Source organism: Castellaniella sp. (genome assembly GCF_034675845.1).
In the GTDB taxonomy this organism is placed as follows: domain Bacteria; phylum Pseudomonadota; class Gammaproteobacteria; order Burkholderiales; family Burkholderiaceae_B; genus Castellaniella.
This window is the reverse complement of sequence record NZ_JAUCCU010000002.1, coordinates 599,181-615,753: the sequence shown is the minus strand read 5'-3', so window position 1 is coordinate 615,753 and position 16,573 is coordinate 599,181. Positions and strand designations below refer to the sequence as shown.

19 protein-coding genes and 1 tRNA gene are annotated in these 16,573 nt (G+C 58.2%); 9 read left to right on the top strand and 11 right to left on the bottom strand.

The genetic code is table 11. The annotated features are described in order from the left end of the window. Positions 1 to 3: 3 nt before the first annotated feature. The 5 genes from VDP81_RS14490 to VDP81_RS14470 all read right to left on the bottom strand — a co-directional run bounded on the left by VDP81_RS14490 (position 4) and on the right by VDP81_RS14470 (position 2,930). The gene (locus tag VDP81_RS14490; RefSeq protein ID WP_322995159.1) at positions 4 to 393 is read right to left on the bottom strand and encodes an iron-sulfur cluster assembly scaffold protein; all 390 of its coding nucleotides are present in this window, start codon (positions 391 to 393) and stop codon (positions 4 to 6) included. Beyond that, the gene (locus tag VDP81_RS14485) at positions 393 to 1,607 is read right to left on the bottom strand and encodes an IscS subfamily cysteine desulfurase (protein WP_323012679.1); all 1,215 of its coding nucleotides are present in this window, start codon (positions 1,605 to 1,607) and stop codon (positions 393 to 395) included. Before VDP81_RS14485 ends, VDP81_RS14490 begins: the two co-directional genes overlap by 1 nt. An 11-nt stretch (positions 1,608 to 1,618) precedes the next feature. Further along, complete coding sequence (gene iscR / locus VDP81_RS14480; protein WP_322995161.1) at positions 1,619 to 2,137, bottom strand: Fe-S cluster assembly transcriptional regulator IscR; 519 nt, start codon at positions 2,135 to 2,137, stop codon at positions 1,619 to 1,621. Positions 2,138 to 2,355: 218 nt separating this feature from the next. After that, positions 2,356 to 2,553: a DUF2892 domain-containing protein gene (locus VDP81_RS14475; protein ID WP_322995162.1), complete on the bottom strand. Its 198-nt coding sequence runs from the start codon at positions 2,551 to 2,553 to the stop codon at positions 2,356 to 2,358. A 65-nt stretch (positions 2,554 to 2,618) separates the two neighbouring features. Continuing rightward, complete coding sequence (locus VDP81_RS14470) at positions 2,619 to 2,930, bottom strand: metalloregulator ArsR/SmtB family transcription factor (RefSeq protein WP_322995163.1); 312 nt, start codon at positions 2,928 to 2,930, stop codon at positions 2,619 to 2,621. A gap of 137 nt (positions 2,931 to 3,067) precedes the next feature. Here VDP81_RS14470 and VDP81_RS14465 point away from each other — a divergent pair, with 137 nt between their 5' ends. Beyond that, positions 3,068 to 3,424: a carboxymuconolactone decarboxylase family protein gene (locus VDP81_RS14465; RefSeq protein ID WP_322995164.1), complete on the top strand. Its 357-nt coding sequence runs from the start codon at positions 3,068 to 3,070 to the stop codon at positions 3,422 to 3,424. A 60-nt stretch (positions 3,425 to 3,484) separates the two neighbouring features. On the opposite strand, the gene VDP81_RS14460 is transcribed toward VDP81_RS14465, so the two are convergent. Both VDP81_RS14460 and uvrB read right to left on the bottom strand, forming a co-directional pair. Further along, a complete protein-coding gene (locus VDP81_RS14460; RefSeq protein WP_322995387.1) occupies positions 3,485 to 3,976 on the bottom strand; it encodes a low molecular weight protein-tyrosine-phosphatase in 492 nt (163 codons plus the stop codon). Positions 3,977 to 4,115: 139 nt separating this feature from the next. Next, positions 4,116 to 6,146 carry an excinuclease ABC subunit UvrB gene (gene uvrB, locus VDP81_RS14455; RefSeq protein WP_323012678.1) on the bottom strand — a complete coding sequence of 677 codons (2,031 nt, stop codon included), beginning with the start codon at positions 6,144 to 6,146 and terminating at the stop codon, positions 4,116 to 4,118. Positions 6,147 to 6,239: 93 nt separating this feature from the next. Between uvrB and VDP81_RS14450 the strand changes: the two genes are divergently transcribed. Both VDP81_RS14450 and lexA read left to right on the top strand, forming a co-directional pair. Continuing rightward, positions 6,240 to 7,445 carry an amino acid aminotransferase gene (locus tag VDP81_RS14450; protein WP_323012677.1) on the top strand — a complete coding sequence of 402 codons (1,206 nt, stop codon included), beginning with the start codon at positions 6,240 to 6,242 and terminating at the stop codon, positions 7,443 to 7,445. Positions 7,446 to 7,578: 133 nt separating this feature from the next. Further along, positions 7,579 to 8,334: a transcriptional repressor LexA gene (lexA, locus tag VDP81_RS14445; RefSeq protein ID WP_322995167.1), complete on the top strand. Its 756-nt coding sequence runs from the start codon at positions 7,579 to 7,581 to the stop codon at positions 8,332 to 8,334. A 161-nt stretch (positions 8,335 to 8,495) separates the two neighbouring features. Here the strand turns inward: lexA and lon are convergent, their stop codons facing one another. The 4 genes from lon to tig form a co-directional block, all read right to left on the bottom strand. Continuing rightward, complete coding sequence (gene lon / locus VDP81_RS14440) at positions 8,496 to 10,955, bottom strand: endopeptidase La (RefSeq protein ID WP_323012676.1); 2,460 nt, start codon at positions 10,953 to 10,955, stop codon at positions 8,496 to 8,498. Positions 10,956 to 11,115: 160 nt separating this feature from the next. Further along, a complete protein-coding gene (gene clpX, locus VDP81_RS14435) occupies positions 11,116 to 12,408 on the bottom strand; it encodes an ATP-dependent Clp protease ATP-binding subunit ClpX (protein ID WP_322995169.1) in 1,293 nt (430 codons plus the stop codon). 13 nt (positions 12,409 to 12,421) lie between these two features. Continuing rightward, entirely contained in the window at positions 12,422 to 13,081 is a 660-nt protein-coding gene (clpP, locus tag VDP81_RS14430) for an ATP-dependent Clp endopeptidase proteolytic subunit ClpP (protein ID WP_322995170.1), read from the bottom strand. Beyond that, positions 13,081 to 14,391, bottom strand: a complete 1,311-nt coding sequence (tig, locus tag VDP81_RS14425; protein WP_322995171.1) for a trigger factor — start codon at positions 14,389 to 14,391, stop codon at positions 13,081 to 13,083. Before tig ends, clpP begins: the two co-directional genes overlap by 1 nt. Before the next feature lie 114 nt (positions 14,392 to 14,505). On the opposite strand from tig, the gene VDP81_RS14420 reads away from it, so the two are divergent. The 6 genes from VDP81_RS14420 to VDP81_RS14395 all read left to right on the top strand — a co-directional run bounded on the left by VDP81_RS14420 (position 14,506) and on the right by VDP81_RS14395 (position 16,567). Next, positions 14,506 to 14,590: transfer RNA gene (locus tag VDP81_RS14420), tRNA-Leu, on the top strand. Between the two features lie 311 nt (positions 14,591 to 14,901). Next, positions 14,902 to 15,060, top strand: a complete 159-nt coding sequence (locus tag VDP81_RS14415; RefSeq protein ID WP_323012675.1) for a hypothetical protein — start codon at positions 14,902 to 14,904, stop codon at positions 15,058 to 15,060. Positions 15,061 to 15,121: 61 nt separating this feature from the next. Beyond that, positions 15,122 to 15,376, top strand: coding sequence for a type II toxin-antitoxin system RelE/ParE family toxin (locus VDP81_RS14410; RefSeq protein ID WP_323012674.1), 255 nt, complete (start codon positions 15,122 to 15,124; stop codon positions 15,374 to 15,376). Continuing rightward, positions 15,360 to 15,686 carry a helix-turn-helix transcriptional regulator gene (locus VDP81_RS14405; RefSeq protein ID WP_323012673.1) on the top strand — a complete coding sequence of 109 codons (327 nt, stop codon included), beginning with the start codon at positions 15,360 to 15,362 and terminating at the stop codon, positions 15,684 to 15,686. Before VDP81_RS14410 ends, VDP81_RS14405 begins: the two co-directional genes overlap by 17 nt. Before the next feature lie 112 nt (positions 15,687 to 15,798). Further along, positions 15,799 to 15,996, top strand: a complete 198-nt coding sequence (locus VDP81_RS14400) for a hypothetical protein (protein WP_323012672.1) — start codon at positions 15,799 to 15,801, stop codon at positions 15,994 to 15,996. A gap of 145 nt (positions 15,997 to 16,141) precedes the next feature. Further along, entirely contained in the window at positions 16,142 to 16,567 is a 426-nt protein-coding gene (locus VDP81_RS14395; RefSeq protein ID WP_323012671.1) for a DUF6088 family protein, read from the top strand. Positions 16,568 to 16,573: the final 6 nt, after the last annotated feature.

Here is a 16,573-nt window from a genome sequence, read left to right as displayed (position 1 = left end):
TGATCAGGAGTGCTTGCGGGTGTAATCGGCCACGGCTGCCTGAATGGCATCCTGAGCCAGCAAGGCACAATGCAGTTTAGCTGGCGGCAAGGCCAGCGCCCGAACAAAGTCCTGGCTATCAATGGCCAGGGCCTGATCCAGGCCACGCCCCTGCAGCCATTCGGTGGCCAACGACCCTGCGGCAATCACAGCGCCGCAGCCAAAGGCGCGGAAGCAAACCGCCTGGATCTGGTTATCCTGCAAACGAATCTGCAATTTAAGCACCTGTCCAAGCTGGGGCGTCCCCACCAGCGCGGTGCCCACCTGGGTGTCGTCTGGATCAAACGAACCCACATGGCGCGGGTGCAGGTAGTGATCCAGAATAACATCTCCGTAAACAACTGGCGCGGCCATCAAAGCACCTCCGTCCAGCTGGCCAGCGTGCCTGCCTGACGCATTTCCCATAAGGGGGATAAATCCCGCAACCGCAGAATCTGTGTGCGCAACAAACGGATAGCCAGATCAACCTGATCCTGCGTAGTGTAGCGCCCCAGCGTCAGGCGCAGAGAGCTATGCGCCAAGGGGTCGCTACGCCCCAGGGCGCGCAGCACATAGGAAGGTTCGAGGCTGGCTGAAGTACAGGCCGACCCGGTGGACACGGCCAATTCCGGGATAGACATCAGCAGGGCCTCGCCCTCGATGTGGGCCACGCTGAAATTCAGTGTATGCGCCACCCGCTGGTCTGGGTGACCATTCAGGTAGATATCGGGCAGATCCTTCAGGCCATCCCACAGCCGATCACGCAGCGCCCGAATGCGCGGGACTTCTGTATCCATCAACTGGGCGGCCAGGGCATAGGCCTGGCCCATGCCGACGATCTGGTGCGTAGGCAGGGTCCCCGAGCGCAGGCCACGTTCGTGGCCACCGCCATGAATCTGCGCCGCCAGACGCACACGCGGCTTGCGCCGCACATACAGGGCGCCAACACCCTTGGGACCATAGGTTTTATGCGCGGACAGGGACATCAGATCGACGTCCAGCGCCTGGACATCGATCTGAACCTTACCGGTGGCCTGGGCGGCATCCGTATGCAACAACACGCCATGCTGTTTGGCAATGGCGGCCAAGGCAGCAATGTCCTGGATGACGCCAATTTCGTTGTTGACCAACATCACCGAGACCAGGATGGTGTCGGGGCGCAGGGCAGCCTGCAGAACCTGTGGGTCCAACAGCCCATGGGCGTCCACATCCAGGTAGCTCACGCTGAAGCCTTGTTGTTCCAGGGCCTGGCAGGCATCCAGCACGGCTTTGTGCTCGGTGCGCAGGGTGATGATGTGTCGCCCGCGCGCCGCGTGAAATTCAGCCACGCCCTTAATGGCGAGGTTATCGGATTCGGTAGCGCCGGAAGTCCAGACAATCTCGCGCGGGTCTGCATGGATCAGACCGGCCACCTGGGCGCGTGCCTGTTCTACCGCGTCTTCGGCGTCCCAGCCCCAGGCATGGCTGCGCGAAGCCGGGTTGCCAAAGCGCTGTGCCAACCAGGGCACCATCGCCTCTACCACCAGGTCATCGACCGGCGTGGTGGCAGAGTAATCAAAGTAAACAGGGTGATCCAAAAACTGCGACATCAAGACTCCAATCAGGCCAAGACGGTCTCCCGTTGCGTGTCATTGGCCACCGGAGTAATCGGAATCGTGGGACGGCCGCTACGCAGCTGCCCGGATTCCTGCCATTCGCGCAAACGCTGCTGATCCACCAGATCCTGCAGCGAGACTGAATCCAGGTAATCCAGCATTTTACGACTAAGCGTGGCCCAGAGGTCGTGAGTCATGCATTTGCCCGAGCGCCCATTGCGTCCGATGTCGCAATTTTCCTTGCCGCCGCAACTGGTGGCATCCAGGGGCTCGTCGACGGCAAAGATGATGTCTGCCACGGAGAGGTCGCGGGCATGACGCGCCAGGGTGTATCCCCCGCCCGGCCCGCGCACGCTATCGACGAGTTCGTGGCGACGTAGCTTGCCAAATAGCTGTTCGAGGTAGGATAAGGAGATGTTCTGGCGCGCACTGATCGCTGCCAGGGTAACTGGGCCGCTATGATGACGCATCGCCAGATCAATCATTGCTGTTACGGCAAAACGCCCTTTCGTCGTCAAACGCATGATGAAAACCTCTTTTCTGAGTCCAAATCAATCGGATAACCCTATATCCGACTATTAGAGTCAAGTATACCCTGATACCTGACTAAAATACTCAGCTTTAAGCCCACTACACCCAGCATATTGATGAAGATCAATTTTACTCGATGCGTCCCGGAAAGGCTCTGAGACCATTCGAGGGCCGCCCCAGGGCAACCCTCGGATGGATGGCGCCGACCAGCTTACTTATTTTTCTTCAGCGCACAGGTGTTCAACCCCACCAAGCGATAAAGCGGACAAGTGCCTGCCAACCCGGTAAGCAGCGGCACCAGCCCCACCCACCCCCACCAGCCCACCATGTTCGTCGCAGCCAAAGCAACCAGCACAATGCCGACGACAACACGCAATACTCGATCAATGCTGCCAATATTCGATTTCATAAGCTTTCCTATAAAAAATGAAGGGGAAACAGATCAACACTGCGCAGATGCCTAAAACCAATGAATCAAGGACAAAAAATGTCCTTTAGCGTAGCAATCAACTTGACGACATTCGGGTTCTCAATGCGGTAGTACAGCGTCTGCGCCTCGCGCCGATACGCCACCAGGCCTTCGCCCCGCATCCGGGTCAGATGCTGCGAGAGCGCCGATGGGCTCAGGGGAACGCTTTCATTGAGCGCTCCGACGCTCATTTCGCCATGAATGATCAACAGACACAGCACCACCAAGCGATTAGGATTGCCTACCGCCTGCAGCAATGCAGCAGCTTGTGCGGCACTGTCTTGCAACAGTTCGATGTCGGACTTTTGTTGAGCCATATCAGAAGATATTCAATCTATAATTTAGAAAATTCTTAATTTAGTATATTATAAAATAAGATTTTTAGAAAGCGCCTTGCCCAAACCAAAGGGCGTGGCAACTGCCCCCGCATCCACCTGAAAACAGGAGTTCCTCCATGACCGTTGCGCCATATAAACAACTCACCCAGACCATCTCGACCAACTTGGCCCAGTTGCACAAGACTCAGGCAGGCGTGATGAAAAGCTTTGGCGACATGGGCAAGGCCGCCATGGCAGGCGGTGCCCTTGATTCAAAAACCAAAGAACTGATCGCCCTGGCCGTCGGCGTCGCCGCCCGCTGTGATGGCTGCATTGGTTTTCACACCAAGGCGCTTGCGCGCCTGGGCGCCAGCCACGAAGAAGTGCATGAGGCCCTGGGCGTGGCCATCTACATGGGCGGTGGGCCAGTGGCAATGTATGCAGCCAATGCCGTCGCTGCATTCAATGAATTCTCAGATCCGGCCCACGACTGAATAAAAAAAGCCCCAGTCATACTGGGGCTGCCAAGGCAAATAGAGGATGGGACGGAAGGGTCAGGCTGCCTGATACTGCAGGGCGCGCTTGCGCACCAATTCAAGCACGCCCTGACTGGCATCCTCGATGTAGTCCAGAACCTTATTGAAGCCTTCTGGGCCACCGTAATAGGGATCAGGCACTGTGGCTTCCTCGTATTCGTTGGAGAAGCGCATCAGCAGCATGAGCTTATGCTGATAGATTTTCGGGCAGCGTTGCTGCAGCGCCGACAGATTTTCCCAATCCATGGCGAGGATCAAATCGGCGTCGCGAAAATCGTCAGCCGCGATCTGACGGGCTACATGAGCCGACAAATCGTAGCCGCGTTTACGCGCAGCGGTTTGCGCCCGCGCGTCCGGGGCCTCGCCCACGTGGAATTGGTGGGTGGCGGCTGAATCGACGCTGATGGCGTCGGACAGACCTGCCTCGTCGACCAAGTGTTGGAAAACGCCCTGGGCAGACGGGGAACGGCAGATATTGCCCGTGCAGACAAAAAGTACCTTATGCATGATAGGTGAAAGTGTGAGGGAAAACCCGGAAATTGGCAAGCTTTTTTATTCAAGATTCATAAAAAAACCTCGTGATGTCAGAACTTTGCAAAATCCGACATTCGACCCATGCGCCCGATGACAGGTCTGAGGCAAACGGCATCTATGACAATAAGGCACGGTCCTTGAGGGCGCGCAGGGTATCCCGCACAGCAGCAGCCTGCTCAAACTCCAGATTGCGGGCGTGCTCGTTCATGCGCTGCTCCAGGCGCTTGATTTCGCGTGACAAGGCCTTTTCATCCCCCAACATGGATTCATCGAAGTCCGTCGCCAGCGCAAGCGGCGCCGCCGCGACGGACACCCCATCGATCAAGTCGCGCACGACCTTGTTGACCCCACGCGCCGTAATGCCATGTTCGATGTTGAAAGCCTGTTGTTTTTCTCTGCGCCGGGCCGTTTCATCCATGGCCCGACGCATGGAGTCCGTGATCCGGTCGGCATAGAGGATGGCCCGCCCATGAAGATGCCGGGCTGCCCTGCCTATGGTCTGGATCAGGCTGCGCTCAGAGCGCAAGAAGCCTTCCTTGTCGGCATCCAGAATCGTGACCAGCGAAACCTCGGGGATATCCAGCCCTTCGCGCAGCAGGTTGATGCCCACCAGCACATCAAAAGCCCCGAGACGCAGATCGCGGATGATCTCCACCCGCTCGACCGTATCGATATCGGAATGCAGGTAGCGGACCTTGAGGCCGTTTTCCTGCAGGTATTCGGTCAGGTCCTCGGCCATGCGCTTGGTCAGCGTGGTGACCAGGACTCTTTCGTGGCGGGCGATGCAGAGTTTCGCCTCGCCCAGCAGGTCATCCACCTGAGTGGCGGCTGGACGTACTTCAACCACCGGATCAACCAGGCCGGTAGGCCGCACCACCTGTTCGACGACCTCGTCGGCATGGTCCGCCTCGTAAGCCCCCGGCGTGGCAGAAACAAACACGCATTGCGGCATGCGGGCCTCGAATTCCTCCAGTTGCAAGGGCCGATTATCCAGCGCTGAAGGCAGGCGAAACCCAAACTGCACCAGCGTGGCCTTGCGTGAACGGTCACCCCGGTACATCCCCCCCAACTGCCCAATGGTGACGTGACTCTCGTCGATGAACATGAGCGCACCGGCAGGCAGATAATCAATCAAAGTGGGTGGGGGTTCGCCAGGCGCAGCCCCCGACAGATGGCGGGAGTAGTTCTCGATGCCCTTGCAAAACCCGAGTTCCTGCAGCATTTCAAGATCAAAGCGGGTGCGCTGTTCCAGACGCTGGGCTTCAACCAGATGGCCGTCAGCCGTTAGGTTGACCAAGCGCTCACGCAACTCGATCTTGATGGTCTCGATGGCGCGCAGCACGGTTTCGCGCGGCGTGACATAGTGGGAACTGGGGAAAATCGTGAAGCGCAGCAGATTCTGTACCAGCTTTCCAGTCAAGGGATCGAACAGGTCCAGGGATTCGATCTCATCGTCGAACATGGTGATGCGCAACGCCTGTTCGGCGTGTTCAGCAGGAAACACATCGATGGTCTCGCCTCGGGCGCGGAAGGCTCCCCGCCCAAAGTCCGTGTCGTTGCGTTCGTACTGCATGGAAACCAGCCGCGCCAGAACTTCCTGGCGACCAATATGGTCGCCAGTGCGCAAGGTCAGCACCATGGCGTGATAATCAGCCGGATTACCGATCCCGTAGATGCAGGACACCGTGCCAACGATAATCGTATCCTGGCGTTCCAGCAGGCTTTTGGTGGCCGACAAGCGCATTTGTTCGATGTGTTCATTGATGGACGAATCCTTTTCAATGAACAGATCGCGCGACGGCACATAGGCTTCGGGCTGGTAATAATCGTAATATGACACGAAATATTCGACGGCATTTCGCGGGAAAAATTCGCGCATCTCGGCATACAGCTGGGCGGCCAAGGTTTTATTCGGCGCCAGCACGATGGCGGGACGGCCCGTGCGGGCAATCAGATTGGCCATGGTGAAGGTCTTGCCCGAACCTGTCACCCCCAGCAAAGTCTGACACATCAGGCCGTCGCGCACGCCCGCCTCCAGCGCATCGATGGCGGCAGGTTGGTCGCCAGCGGGCGGATAAGGCTGATACAGCTGAAAAGGACTATCCGGGAAATACACAAAGCCCGGAGAATTTTTCTGGTTCTCCATGGTTCGCCTAGACATTATTCGGGTTAACCCCTTATTATCACATCGTTGGCCTCTGTGACCAAGACCATTTCTCTTTTGTCTCAACGGTATCTCATGACCTCACTATTCGCTTCTGTCGAACTCGCCCCTCGCGACCCTATTTTGGGTCTGAACGAACAATTCAAAACCGATAATCGGTCCACCAAGGTCAATCTTGGTGTGGGCGTCTACACAGACGACAACGGCCAAATCCCCTTGCTGAAGGCCGTGCGCCAAGCCGAGGCCATCCTGTTCGAACAGGCCGCCCCGCGCAACTACCTGCCGATCGATGGGATTCCCGGCTATAACCATGGCGCTGCCGCCTTATTGCTGGGGGAAAAATCCCCGCTGATGGCGGATCACCGCTCCCTGACCGTCCAGACCCTGGGCGGCACCGGTGCCCTGAAGGTCGGCGCAGACTTCCTCAAGCGCATCCTGCCCAATGCTCAGGTCGCCATCAGCAACCCCAGTTGGGCCAACCACGAAGCCCTGTTCTCGGCTGCGGGCTTCCCCGTGGTCAGCTACACCTATTACGACGCCGCGACTCATGGCCTGGATTTTGCCGGCATGCTGGCATCGCTGAAATCCCTGCCCGCCGGCACCATCGTGGTATTGCACGCGTGCTGCCACAATCCCACCGGCGTTGACCCAACCCTGGACCAATGGCGCGAAATCGCCCAAACGCTGCTGGCCAAGCAACTGGTGCCTTTCCTGGACATTGCCTATCAGGGCTTTGGCGACGGCCTTGAAGAAGACGCCGCCGTGGTGCGCATGTTTGCCGATCTGGGCATGACACTATTCATCAGCTCGTCATTCTCGAAGTCGTTCTCGCTGTACGGCGAACGCGTGGGCGCCCTCACCCTGGTCACCAGCGGCGACGAGGAAAGCACCCGGGTACTCAGCCAACTGAAGCGCGTCATCCGCACCAACTACTCCAACCCGCCCACCCACGGCGGTGCAATGGTCTCCACCGTGCTGAACAGCCCCGAGCTATTCAAGCTCTGGTCTGATGAACTGGCCGGCATGCGTGACCGCATCCGCACCATGCGCCATCAGTTGGTCGAGCAAATCCACGCCCAGGGTGTCACTCAGGACTTCAGCTTCGTGAAGACCCAGCGCGGCATGTTCTCTTACTCTGGCCTGACCAAACCTCAGGTAGAGCGTCTGCGCGAAGACTTCGGCATTTATGCCGTCGGCAGCGGCCGTATTTGCGTGGCGGCGCTTAACAGCACCAATGTAGACTACGTAGCCCGCGCCATCGCCCAGGTTCTGAAGGGATAAAATCGAACACAGGGCAGTCCCTGCGGACTGTTCTGTGCCTATTTTATCGAAGCGGCCTGCAGGCCGCGACGCGGCTTGCCTTATTTGGCACATTCGGACAAAATACAGGCTGTGATTTCATCCAGTACCAGCCATGTCCACCAAGCTTACTACCCGCCAATCGCAGATTCTGGCGCTTATTGCACAGGCTATCCATCAGGATGGCCGCCCCCCTACCCGGGCTGAGATCGCCACGGCGCTGGGTTTTCGGTCGGCCAACGCTGCCGAAGACCATTTACGCGCCCTGGCCCGCAAGGGCTACATCCTGCTGGTGGCAGGCACATCGCGCGGTATTCAGCTGACGGCACTGGCCCAGGCCATGCTGACCATCCCCGGCGCCACCGCAACGCAACAAACCCAAGACACCTCCTCCCCTACTCGCCACGCCGCCAACGACACCGGCGCAGCCATGCCCCCAGGCGATCTGCCTGGGGCTCCTGCCTGGATAGAATCTGCCGATCACCGCATGCTGCCCCTGATCGGCCGCGTCGCCGCCGGCCATCCAATCCTGGCCACTGCACACATAGAACGCGAAATCCCCATCTCCGCCTACCTGTTCGACTCCCCACCCGATTATCTGCTGCGGGTGCGCGGCAGCAGCATGCGCGATGCCGGCATCCTGGATGGCGATCTGCTGGCGGTGCGCAGCACCCCCGAAGCCCATCACGGACAGATCATCGTGGCGCGCCTGGGAGACGATGTCACCGTCAAACGCCTTGATCACCAGGGTCGACACATACGCCTGCTGCCTGAAAACCCGGACTTTTCCCCCATCGACATCAGCGCCGCCGACGATTTCGCCATCGAAGGCCTCGTCGTCGGCCTGATCCGCACCAATAAGCCGCACTAATCACTACCCTGTCCAACCCCATCCAGGACAAACACCAAAATCATCAAAAGCCGGGGACAGATGCTGTTAGCTGCACCAGCAAAAAGCCCCGCTCCTGATTTCTCAGGGACGGGGCTTTTGCCTGGATCACGCGCCAGTTAATTACCTGGGCCGCGTGCCAGTTAATGCTTCAACACATCACCGCCTGCTGAGGACGCCGGTTTCGAGGCCGCCAGGGCCTCGGCGGCCAAGCGGGCGACCTCTTCGTCAGACAAAGGGGTCGGCATATGCTGCAAGGCGACCTCTAGCACCCGATCGATCCAGCGCACGGGTATGATCTCCAGGTGGTTCTTGACGTTATCGGGCATCTCGGCCAGATCCTTGACGTTTTCCTCTGGGATCATGACAGTCTTGATGCCGCCGCGCAGAGCAGCCAGCAACTTTTCCTTGAGACCACCGATTTCCAGCACCTCGCCACGCAGCGTGATTTCGCCCGTCATGGCAACATCCGAACGAACTGGAATACCGGTCAGTGCCGAAACCATGGCCGTGGTGATGGCGATGCCCGCCGAAGGACCGTCCTTGGGCGTGGCACCCTCCGGAAAGTGCACATGCAGATCGTGTTTTTCAAAAACCTGATCGGCAATGCCCCAATGGCGGGCGCGAGCCCGGACCACCGTGCGCGCCGCCTCGACGGATTCCTTCATGACATCGCCCAAGGAACCCGTGCGGGTGACCACACCCTTGCCCGGCATGTCGGCAACCTCGATGGTCAGCAGATCGCCGCCCACCTCGGTCCAGGCCAAGCCTGTGACCTGGCCGACGCGGTCTTCCTTTTCGGCCATGCCGAAACTGTAGCGCCGCACGCCCAGGTAATCCCCCAGGTTATCCGAATCCACAGTCAAGGACTCAGAGACCTTGGATACTTTCCGCCCCTTGGTGACGGGATTGGCGGACAAAAGACGCTTGACGGCCTTGCGGCAGATTTTGGAGATTTCGCGTTCCAGTGCCCGCACCCCCGCCTCACGCGTGTAATAACGCACGATATCCCGGACTGCGGACTCGGCCACACTGAGTTCGCCATCCTGAACACCGTTGTTCTTCATGAGCTTCGGCAACAAGTGATCAAAGGCGATATGGACCTTTTCGTCCTCGGTGTAGCCCGCCAGACGGATGACCTCCATCCGATCCAACAGCGCAGGTGGGATGTTCAGCGTATTGCTGGTGGCCACGAACATCACATCCGACAGATCGAAATCGACCTCGATGTAGTGATCCTGAAAGGTATGGTTCTGTTCCGGGTCCAGGACCTCTAGCAGTGCCGAGGATGGATCGCCCCGGAAATCAGCCCCGAGCTTATCGATTTCATCCAGCAGGAACAGGGGGTTGCGAACCCCGACCTTGCTCATGTTCTGCAGGATCTTACCCGGCATGGAACCGATATAAGTGCGCCGATGGCCACGAATCTCGGCCTCGTCACGCACGCCACCCAGCGCCATGCGCACGAATTTGCGGTTCGTGGCACGCGCCACCGATTGCCCAAGCGAGGTCTTGCCCACCCCTGGTGGCCCGACCAGACACAGAATGGGTGCCTTGAGTTTTTCGACCCGCTGCTGCACCGCCAGATATTCGACGATGCGTTCTTTGACCTTCTCCAGACCGTAGTGGTCTGCATCCAGGACTTCCTCGGCGTTGGCCAGGGCGTTGTTGACCCGGCTCTTTTTGTGCCACGGAAGATTGATCAGCGTATCAATGTAATTGCGCACCACGGTGGCCTCGGCCGACATGGGTGACATGAGCTTCAGTTTTTTCAGCTCGCTATCGATTTTCTTGCGCGCTTCCTTCGACATGCGGGCAGCCTCGATCTTGCGTTCGAGTTCCTCAATGTCGGCGCCTTCCTCGCCTTCGCCCAGTTCCTTCTGGATGGCCTTGACCTGCTCGTTCAGATAGTAGTCGCGTTGACTTTTTTCCATCTGTTTTTTGACCCGGCCACGGATGCGTTTTTCGACTTGCAGAATCTCGATTTCGGATTCCAGCTGGGCCAACAGGGATTCCAGACGCTGGGCCGCCCCCGGCATTTCAAGCAAGGATTGCTTCTGGTCGATCTTCAGTGGCAAGTGAGCCGCAATGGTATCGGCCAGACGGCCGGCTTCTTCGATCCCGGCCAATTGAGTCAGCACTTCTTGGGGGATTTTCTTATTGAGCTTGACGTATTGCTCGAATTGGGCCATCACGGCGCGGCGCAAGGCCTCGGCCTCGGTTTGGTCGGTTGTATCTTCGGGGACACCCGTCACCCGCGCCACGAAGTGGGTCTCGGCATCGGCCACGGCATGAATATGCGCGCGCTGCAGACCCTCGACCAGCACCTTGACAGTGCCATCGGGCAGTTTCAACATCTGCAGAATATTGGCCGCACAGCCGATATCGTACAAATCGTCCGGTGTAGGTTCGTCCTTGCCGGCGGATTTCTGGGCCACCAGCATGATGCTGTTGCCGGCCTCCATGGCCAGCTCTAGCGCTTTGATGGAACGCGGTCGCCCGACAAACAGCGGGATGACCATATGGGGAAAGACCACGACATCGCGCAGCGGCAGCAGCGGTAGATCCACAGGGTCCTGGGTCAGAATCTGACTAGCAGACATGGTTGCATCCTAAAACGGTTATTCCAATAAAAAAGGAAGCGCAGGCTTCCTTTTTTGCATGTTGCCTGCTTGTTCATGTGGTGCCGGGTTGGCGGATTTCAAGACCCGGCACCGCAGTTTCAGTATAAGCGTAACCGCATGCCCCCATGATGGAGAAAAATCAAGCCGCTGCTGTCCGTAACGGCTTCTCCTCGGTCGTCGCGGCGCGCCGTGGGCCATGGACCAGTTGAGGCTTGGCCCGACCCTCGACGGCATCGGCATCCAGCACGACCCGATTGATATCCGGGCTGGAGGGCAGATCGAACATGGTGCCCAACAGGGATTGTTCCATGATGGAGCGCAGACCCCGTGCCCCGGTACGGCGCTTGATGGCGCGCTGGGCAATGGCAGTTAGCGCCTCTGGGGTCACGTCGAGTTCGACTTCTTCCATCTCGAAGAGCTTCTGGAATTGCTTGACCACCGCATTGCGCGGTTCAGTCAGGATACGCACCAGCGTATCTTCCTTGAGTTCTTCCAGCGTGGCCACCACGGGCAGACGGCCAACCAATTCGGGAATCAGGCCAAACTTGATCAGATCCTCGGGCTCGACCTCAGCAAAGAGCTCGCCCACGCCGCGTTCGGAACGCGCCCGCACGGTAGCGGAAAAGCCAATGCCCGAACGTTCGCTGCGATCACGGATGATTTTCTCGAGGCCATCAAAAGCCCCGCCCACGATGAACAGGATGTTGGTGGTATCCACCTGAACAAAGTCCTGATTGGGGTGCTTGCGCCCCCCCTGGGGCGGCACAGAGGCCACGGTGCCCTCGATGAGCTTCAGCAAGGCCTGTTGCACCCCCTCGCCCGACACGTCACGGGTAATGGAAGGGTTGTCGGCCTTGCGCGAGATCTTGTCGATTTCGTCGATGTAGACGATGGCGCGCTGGGCTTTGTCGACCTCGTAGTTGCAGTTTTGCAGCAACTTCTGGATGATGTTTTCAACATCCTCGCCCACATAACCCGCTTCGGTCAGCGTGGTGGCGTCGGCCATGACGAAAGGAACATCCAGCATGCGCGCCAGCGTCTGCGCCAGCAGGGTCTTGCCTGAACCGGTTGGGCCGATCAGCAGGATGTTGCTTTTGGAAAGCTCGACATCACCGCTTTTGGCCTCGGCATAGCGGATGCGCTTGTAGTGGTTGTATACCGCCACGGCCAGATTGCGTTTCGGCGTTTCCTGACCAATGACATAACCATCCAGGAAAGTTTTGATTTCCAGGGGCGTGGGGAGTTCGTTGCGCACGGCTTCGCGCGCGGCTTCTTGCTTGTCATCACGGATGATGTCGTTGCAAAGCGTAATGCATTCGTCACAAATGAACACGGAAGGACCCGCGATCAATTTATGGACTTCAGCTTGGCTTTTGTTGCAGAAGGAACAGTGCAAGTTCTTATCCTCGCCGGATCCTTTTTTTTCGGTCATGGCAAACCCGTGCTTATTTGGTTTCGTCGGTGCGCGAAACCAGGACTTTATCGATCAGGCCATAGGCCTGGGCATCCTCGGCCGACATGAAATTATCACGTTCCGTATCGGTCTCGATGCGCTGAATATCCTGACCAGTGCGTTCGGCCAGAATACCGTTGAGGCGCTCACGCAGACTAAGGATTTCCTTTGCCTGGATCTGAATATCAGATGCCTGGCCCTGCGCGCCGCCTGAAGGCTGGTGAATCATGATGCGCGAGTTAGGCAATGCGTAGCGCTTGCCTTTCTCGCCGGCAGCCAGCAGGAAAGCCCCCATGCTGGCGGCCAAGCCGGTACACAAAGTGGACACGGGCGGCTTGACGAACTGCATGGTATCGAAGATAGCCATGCCGGCGTAGACCGAGCCGCCCGGGGAGTTGATGTACAGGGAGATGTCCTTATCAGGGTTCTCCGATTCCAGAAACAGCAGCTGGGCCACGACAAGATTGGCGGACTGGTCATTGACCGGGCCGACAAAGAAAATGACACGCTCGCGCAGCAGGCGCGAATAAATGTCGTAAGAGCGTTCGCCCCGGCCAGACTGTTCGATCACGATAGGCACATAGCCCAGGCCGGTGGGGGTAACAGATTCCCCACCATACATCGATGCATAGAAATCGGTGAACCTGGACATTAATTCGTTCCCATCAAGGTATCAAAATCCACGGCCTCGTCGGTGACCTGAGCCGCAGCCAAGACATGATCGACGACATTGTCTTCGAGCACCAGGGATTCGATCTCGGCACGGCGCTGGCGATCGGACAGGTAGTAGGTCACGACCTGAGCGGGCTGCTCGTAGCTCTTGGCGAAGTCTTCGATGCGGGCGCGAACCTGCTCGGGCTTGGCTTGCAGATCAGCGGATTTGATCAGCTCAGCCACCAGCAGACCCAGGCGCACGCGGCGTTGGGCTTCGTCCCGGAAGGTGTCTTCGGGGATATCGATGGTATCGGCATTGGGCAAGCCGCGCTGCTTCAGCTCTTCGCGGGCGGCTGCCGTGCGGTTGGCGATTTCGCTGTCGACCAGGGCCTTGGGCACATCAAACGTGCAGGCGGCTGCCAATGCATCCATGACGCTGGCCTTGGTACGGCCTTTGGTGCGGGCCTCGGCCTCGCGCTGGACGTTGCCACGGATATCGGCCAGCAAGGCTTCGACATTGCCCTCGGGCTGACCCAGGGACTTGGCGAATTCGGCATCGATTTCGGGGAGTTCGGGTTCGGCGACTTCCTTGACGGTGATGGTGAATTCAGCCTGTTTGCCCGCCACGGTCTCGCTGCCGTAGTCTTCCGGGAAATCCAGCGAGAAAGTTTTTGTCTCGCCGGCCTTCAGACCCTGAGTGGCAGTCTCGAATTCGGCCAGCATACGGCCCTGCCCCAGCACAAAGGGGAAAGCTTCGGCAGTACCGCCATCAAAGGCAACACCATCGATGGTGCCGGCAAAATCCAGCGTGACGCGATCACCATCCTGCGCGGCGCGATCGGCTGCGGGCTTGAAGATGGTGCGCTGGCGGCGCAGGATGTCCAGGGTTTTCTCGACCTCGGCATCGCCGACATCAATCGTGCTGCGGGTGATCTTCAAGGCGGACAGATCAGGAAGCTCGACCTCTGGGTAGACTTCAAAGGTGGCGGTAAAGGCCATCACGCTGTCGTCCACACCTTCGAGCTTGGGTTCGAGCGTGGGGCTGCCGGCCAGGCGCAAATTGGTGTCGGCAATTGCCTTGTCCAAGGACTTGCCAATCTGGGCATTGACGACGTCGTAACGTACCGACGGGCCATGGCTGCGTTCGATGATGGACAGCGGGGCCTTGCCGGGACGAAACCCCTGGACCTTCGCCGTGCGGGCGACGCGTTTTAGCTGCGCCTGAACTTCTTTTTCAATGTCGGCGACAGACACGCTCAGATCGACACGGCGCTCTAGGCCGGAGAGTTTTTCAACCACGGGCTGCATTCGGAACCTATTGATAGTAGTGAATAGTAAACGGGCTATTTTAGCGGAAAGTGAAACCGGGCGTAGGGAGGGCTATGAGGATGGTTTTTCACGCTATAATGTCGGGCTACCCTAGCGAACGTGGCGGAATTGGTAGACGCACCAGGTTTAGGTCCTGGCGCCGAAAGGCGTGAGAGTTCAAGTCTCTCCGTTCGCACCACTGATCTGATCAGCATAACATTAATAATAAGCAAGATCAGTGGGTTACGAGACAGCCCTGGAATTGGGCGTTCGGGATTCCCGCCTGGACAAGGTCTCCGCCGCCTCGGTGCGCCGCGAGATCTGAATCCTGTCTTCGGTCTTCGAATCCGCCCGCCTTGAGTGGGGCTGGGCGGAACACAATCCCTGCCGTGACATTCGCAAGCCCGCGAACTCCAAAAGCCGGGACCGGGGAATTAGCTGGGATGCAGTGGGAGCAGGTCTTTGAGGATCACGTCCACCTGCCCCAGGCCAAATCCGGCAGACCACGGGATGTGCCGCTGTCCACCAGGGCCGGACGGCTGCTGCGCCAGAATTTCCCGCAAGGTCGAGGTGCTGGACCTGTGCAAGATCTTTGGCTGGACGGACCCGACGATGGTAATGGTGTACTACAACCCGCACGCCAGCACCCTGGCGGAACTGCTGGGGTAATGACGTGCTGAATATGAATACTAGTTTTCACCGTGAAACTTATATTTAACTTATAATTTTCATGAATACGATCCTTTGGACTCGAAAAGCCGTCAAGCAGCTACGAAAGCTGGATCCTCAGCATCAGGTCGCAATCCGCGATAGCGTCACGACGTTGGAAGGCATGCCTGAATGCCAGAACATCAAGTCACTCATCAACCACCCATACGGCTACCGTCTGCGGGTGGGACAGTACCGAGTTCTGTTCGACTGGGGCGGCGCCATCAAGATCGTCCAGATTGAAGAAGTGAGAAAACGCGATGAACGCACGTACTAATATCCAGATCATCAACGGCCCGGACGGCGAGCCTGCCTTTGTCGTGATCCCCTATACGGATTACGTGAACCAGCATTCCGAAGATCAGGACCTGATTCCACACGATGTCGTCAGCCGTACGGTAGACGGGGCCACACCACTACGAGCCTGGCGCGAGCACCTGGGCCTCACCCAGGGTGAAGTGGCTGAACGCCTGGCCATCACCCAATCGGCCTATGCCCAGCAGGAAAATAGCCAGCGGCTACGCAAAGCGTCACGAGACAAGATTGCTGCTGCCTTGGGCATCACAGGGGCGCAACTGGATTTCTGATTCATTTCCCAGTATGCAATGCCTGCGGCGCCAAGCAAGCAACTGCAGACCAGACTCGACAGAATAAAGCTGCGACCCTTGCTTTCCGCGCCTCTGTTGAAGGAACCCCACCATGAACGAACCCCTCTCCGAGGTCATCCGCATCCGGGCGACCCCGTCGCATGCTGCGCGCCTGCCCACCGATCAACCGCTGCATCTGGACCATGCCTACACCACCTGCCAGAGCGGGTGGATAGGCTGGAAGGTAAGGGGCTGGCGCATGATATTGGTGGGCTACACCATGGGCCGGCTCACGATGGCGCCACCCTGACGCTGTCCGACGCATAGGCATACACTCAGGCGTTCGAGCTTCAATAGTTGAGCAATGCTTGCATCAAAAACCCAGTAGAAACTGGATTTACGAGAAAAAATACTCTATAGTCAATGAGCAATGTTTGCATCAAGCAGGAGGTCCCATGAGCCGGCTCAGCATCAAAGACAGAATGACTCGTTCCATCGCCCTGCGCAAGGGCGAGGTCATCCTGCGCGCTGATTTCGAATCCATGGGCAGCGCCAGCCAGATCAGCCGCGCCCTCAAAGAACTGACCGAAGCAGGCAAGATTGTCCGCCTGGGTTACGGTGTCTATGCCAAAGCCCGCCCCAGCGCGCTCACGGGTAAGCCCATACCCCGTGTCAGCCTGGCTGAACTGGGCCAGGAAGCCCTGGAAAAACTTGGGGTCTCCGTCAAACTGGGGCATGCTCAGGCAGCCTACTCAGAAGGCAAGACGACACAAGTCCCCGTGCGTACCACCTTCAATACAGGCCAGCGCCGTATTTCCCGCAAGCTCACTGTCGGGATCAGCACCGTACGCTATGAGAACAATTACAACGCACGAATATGAGCTGAT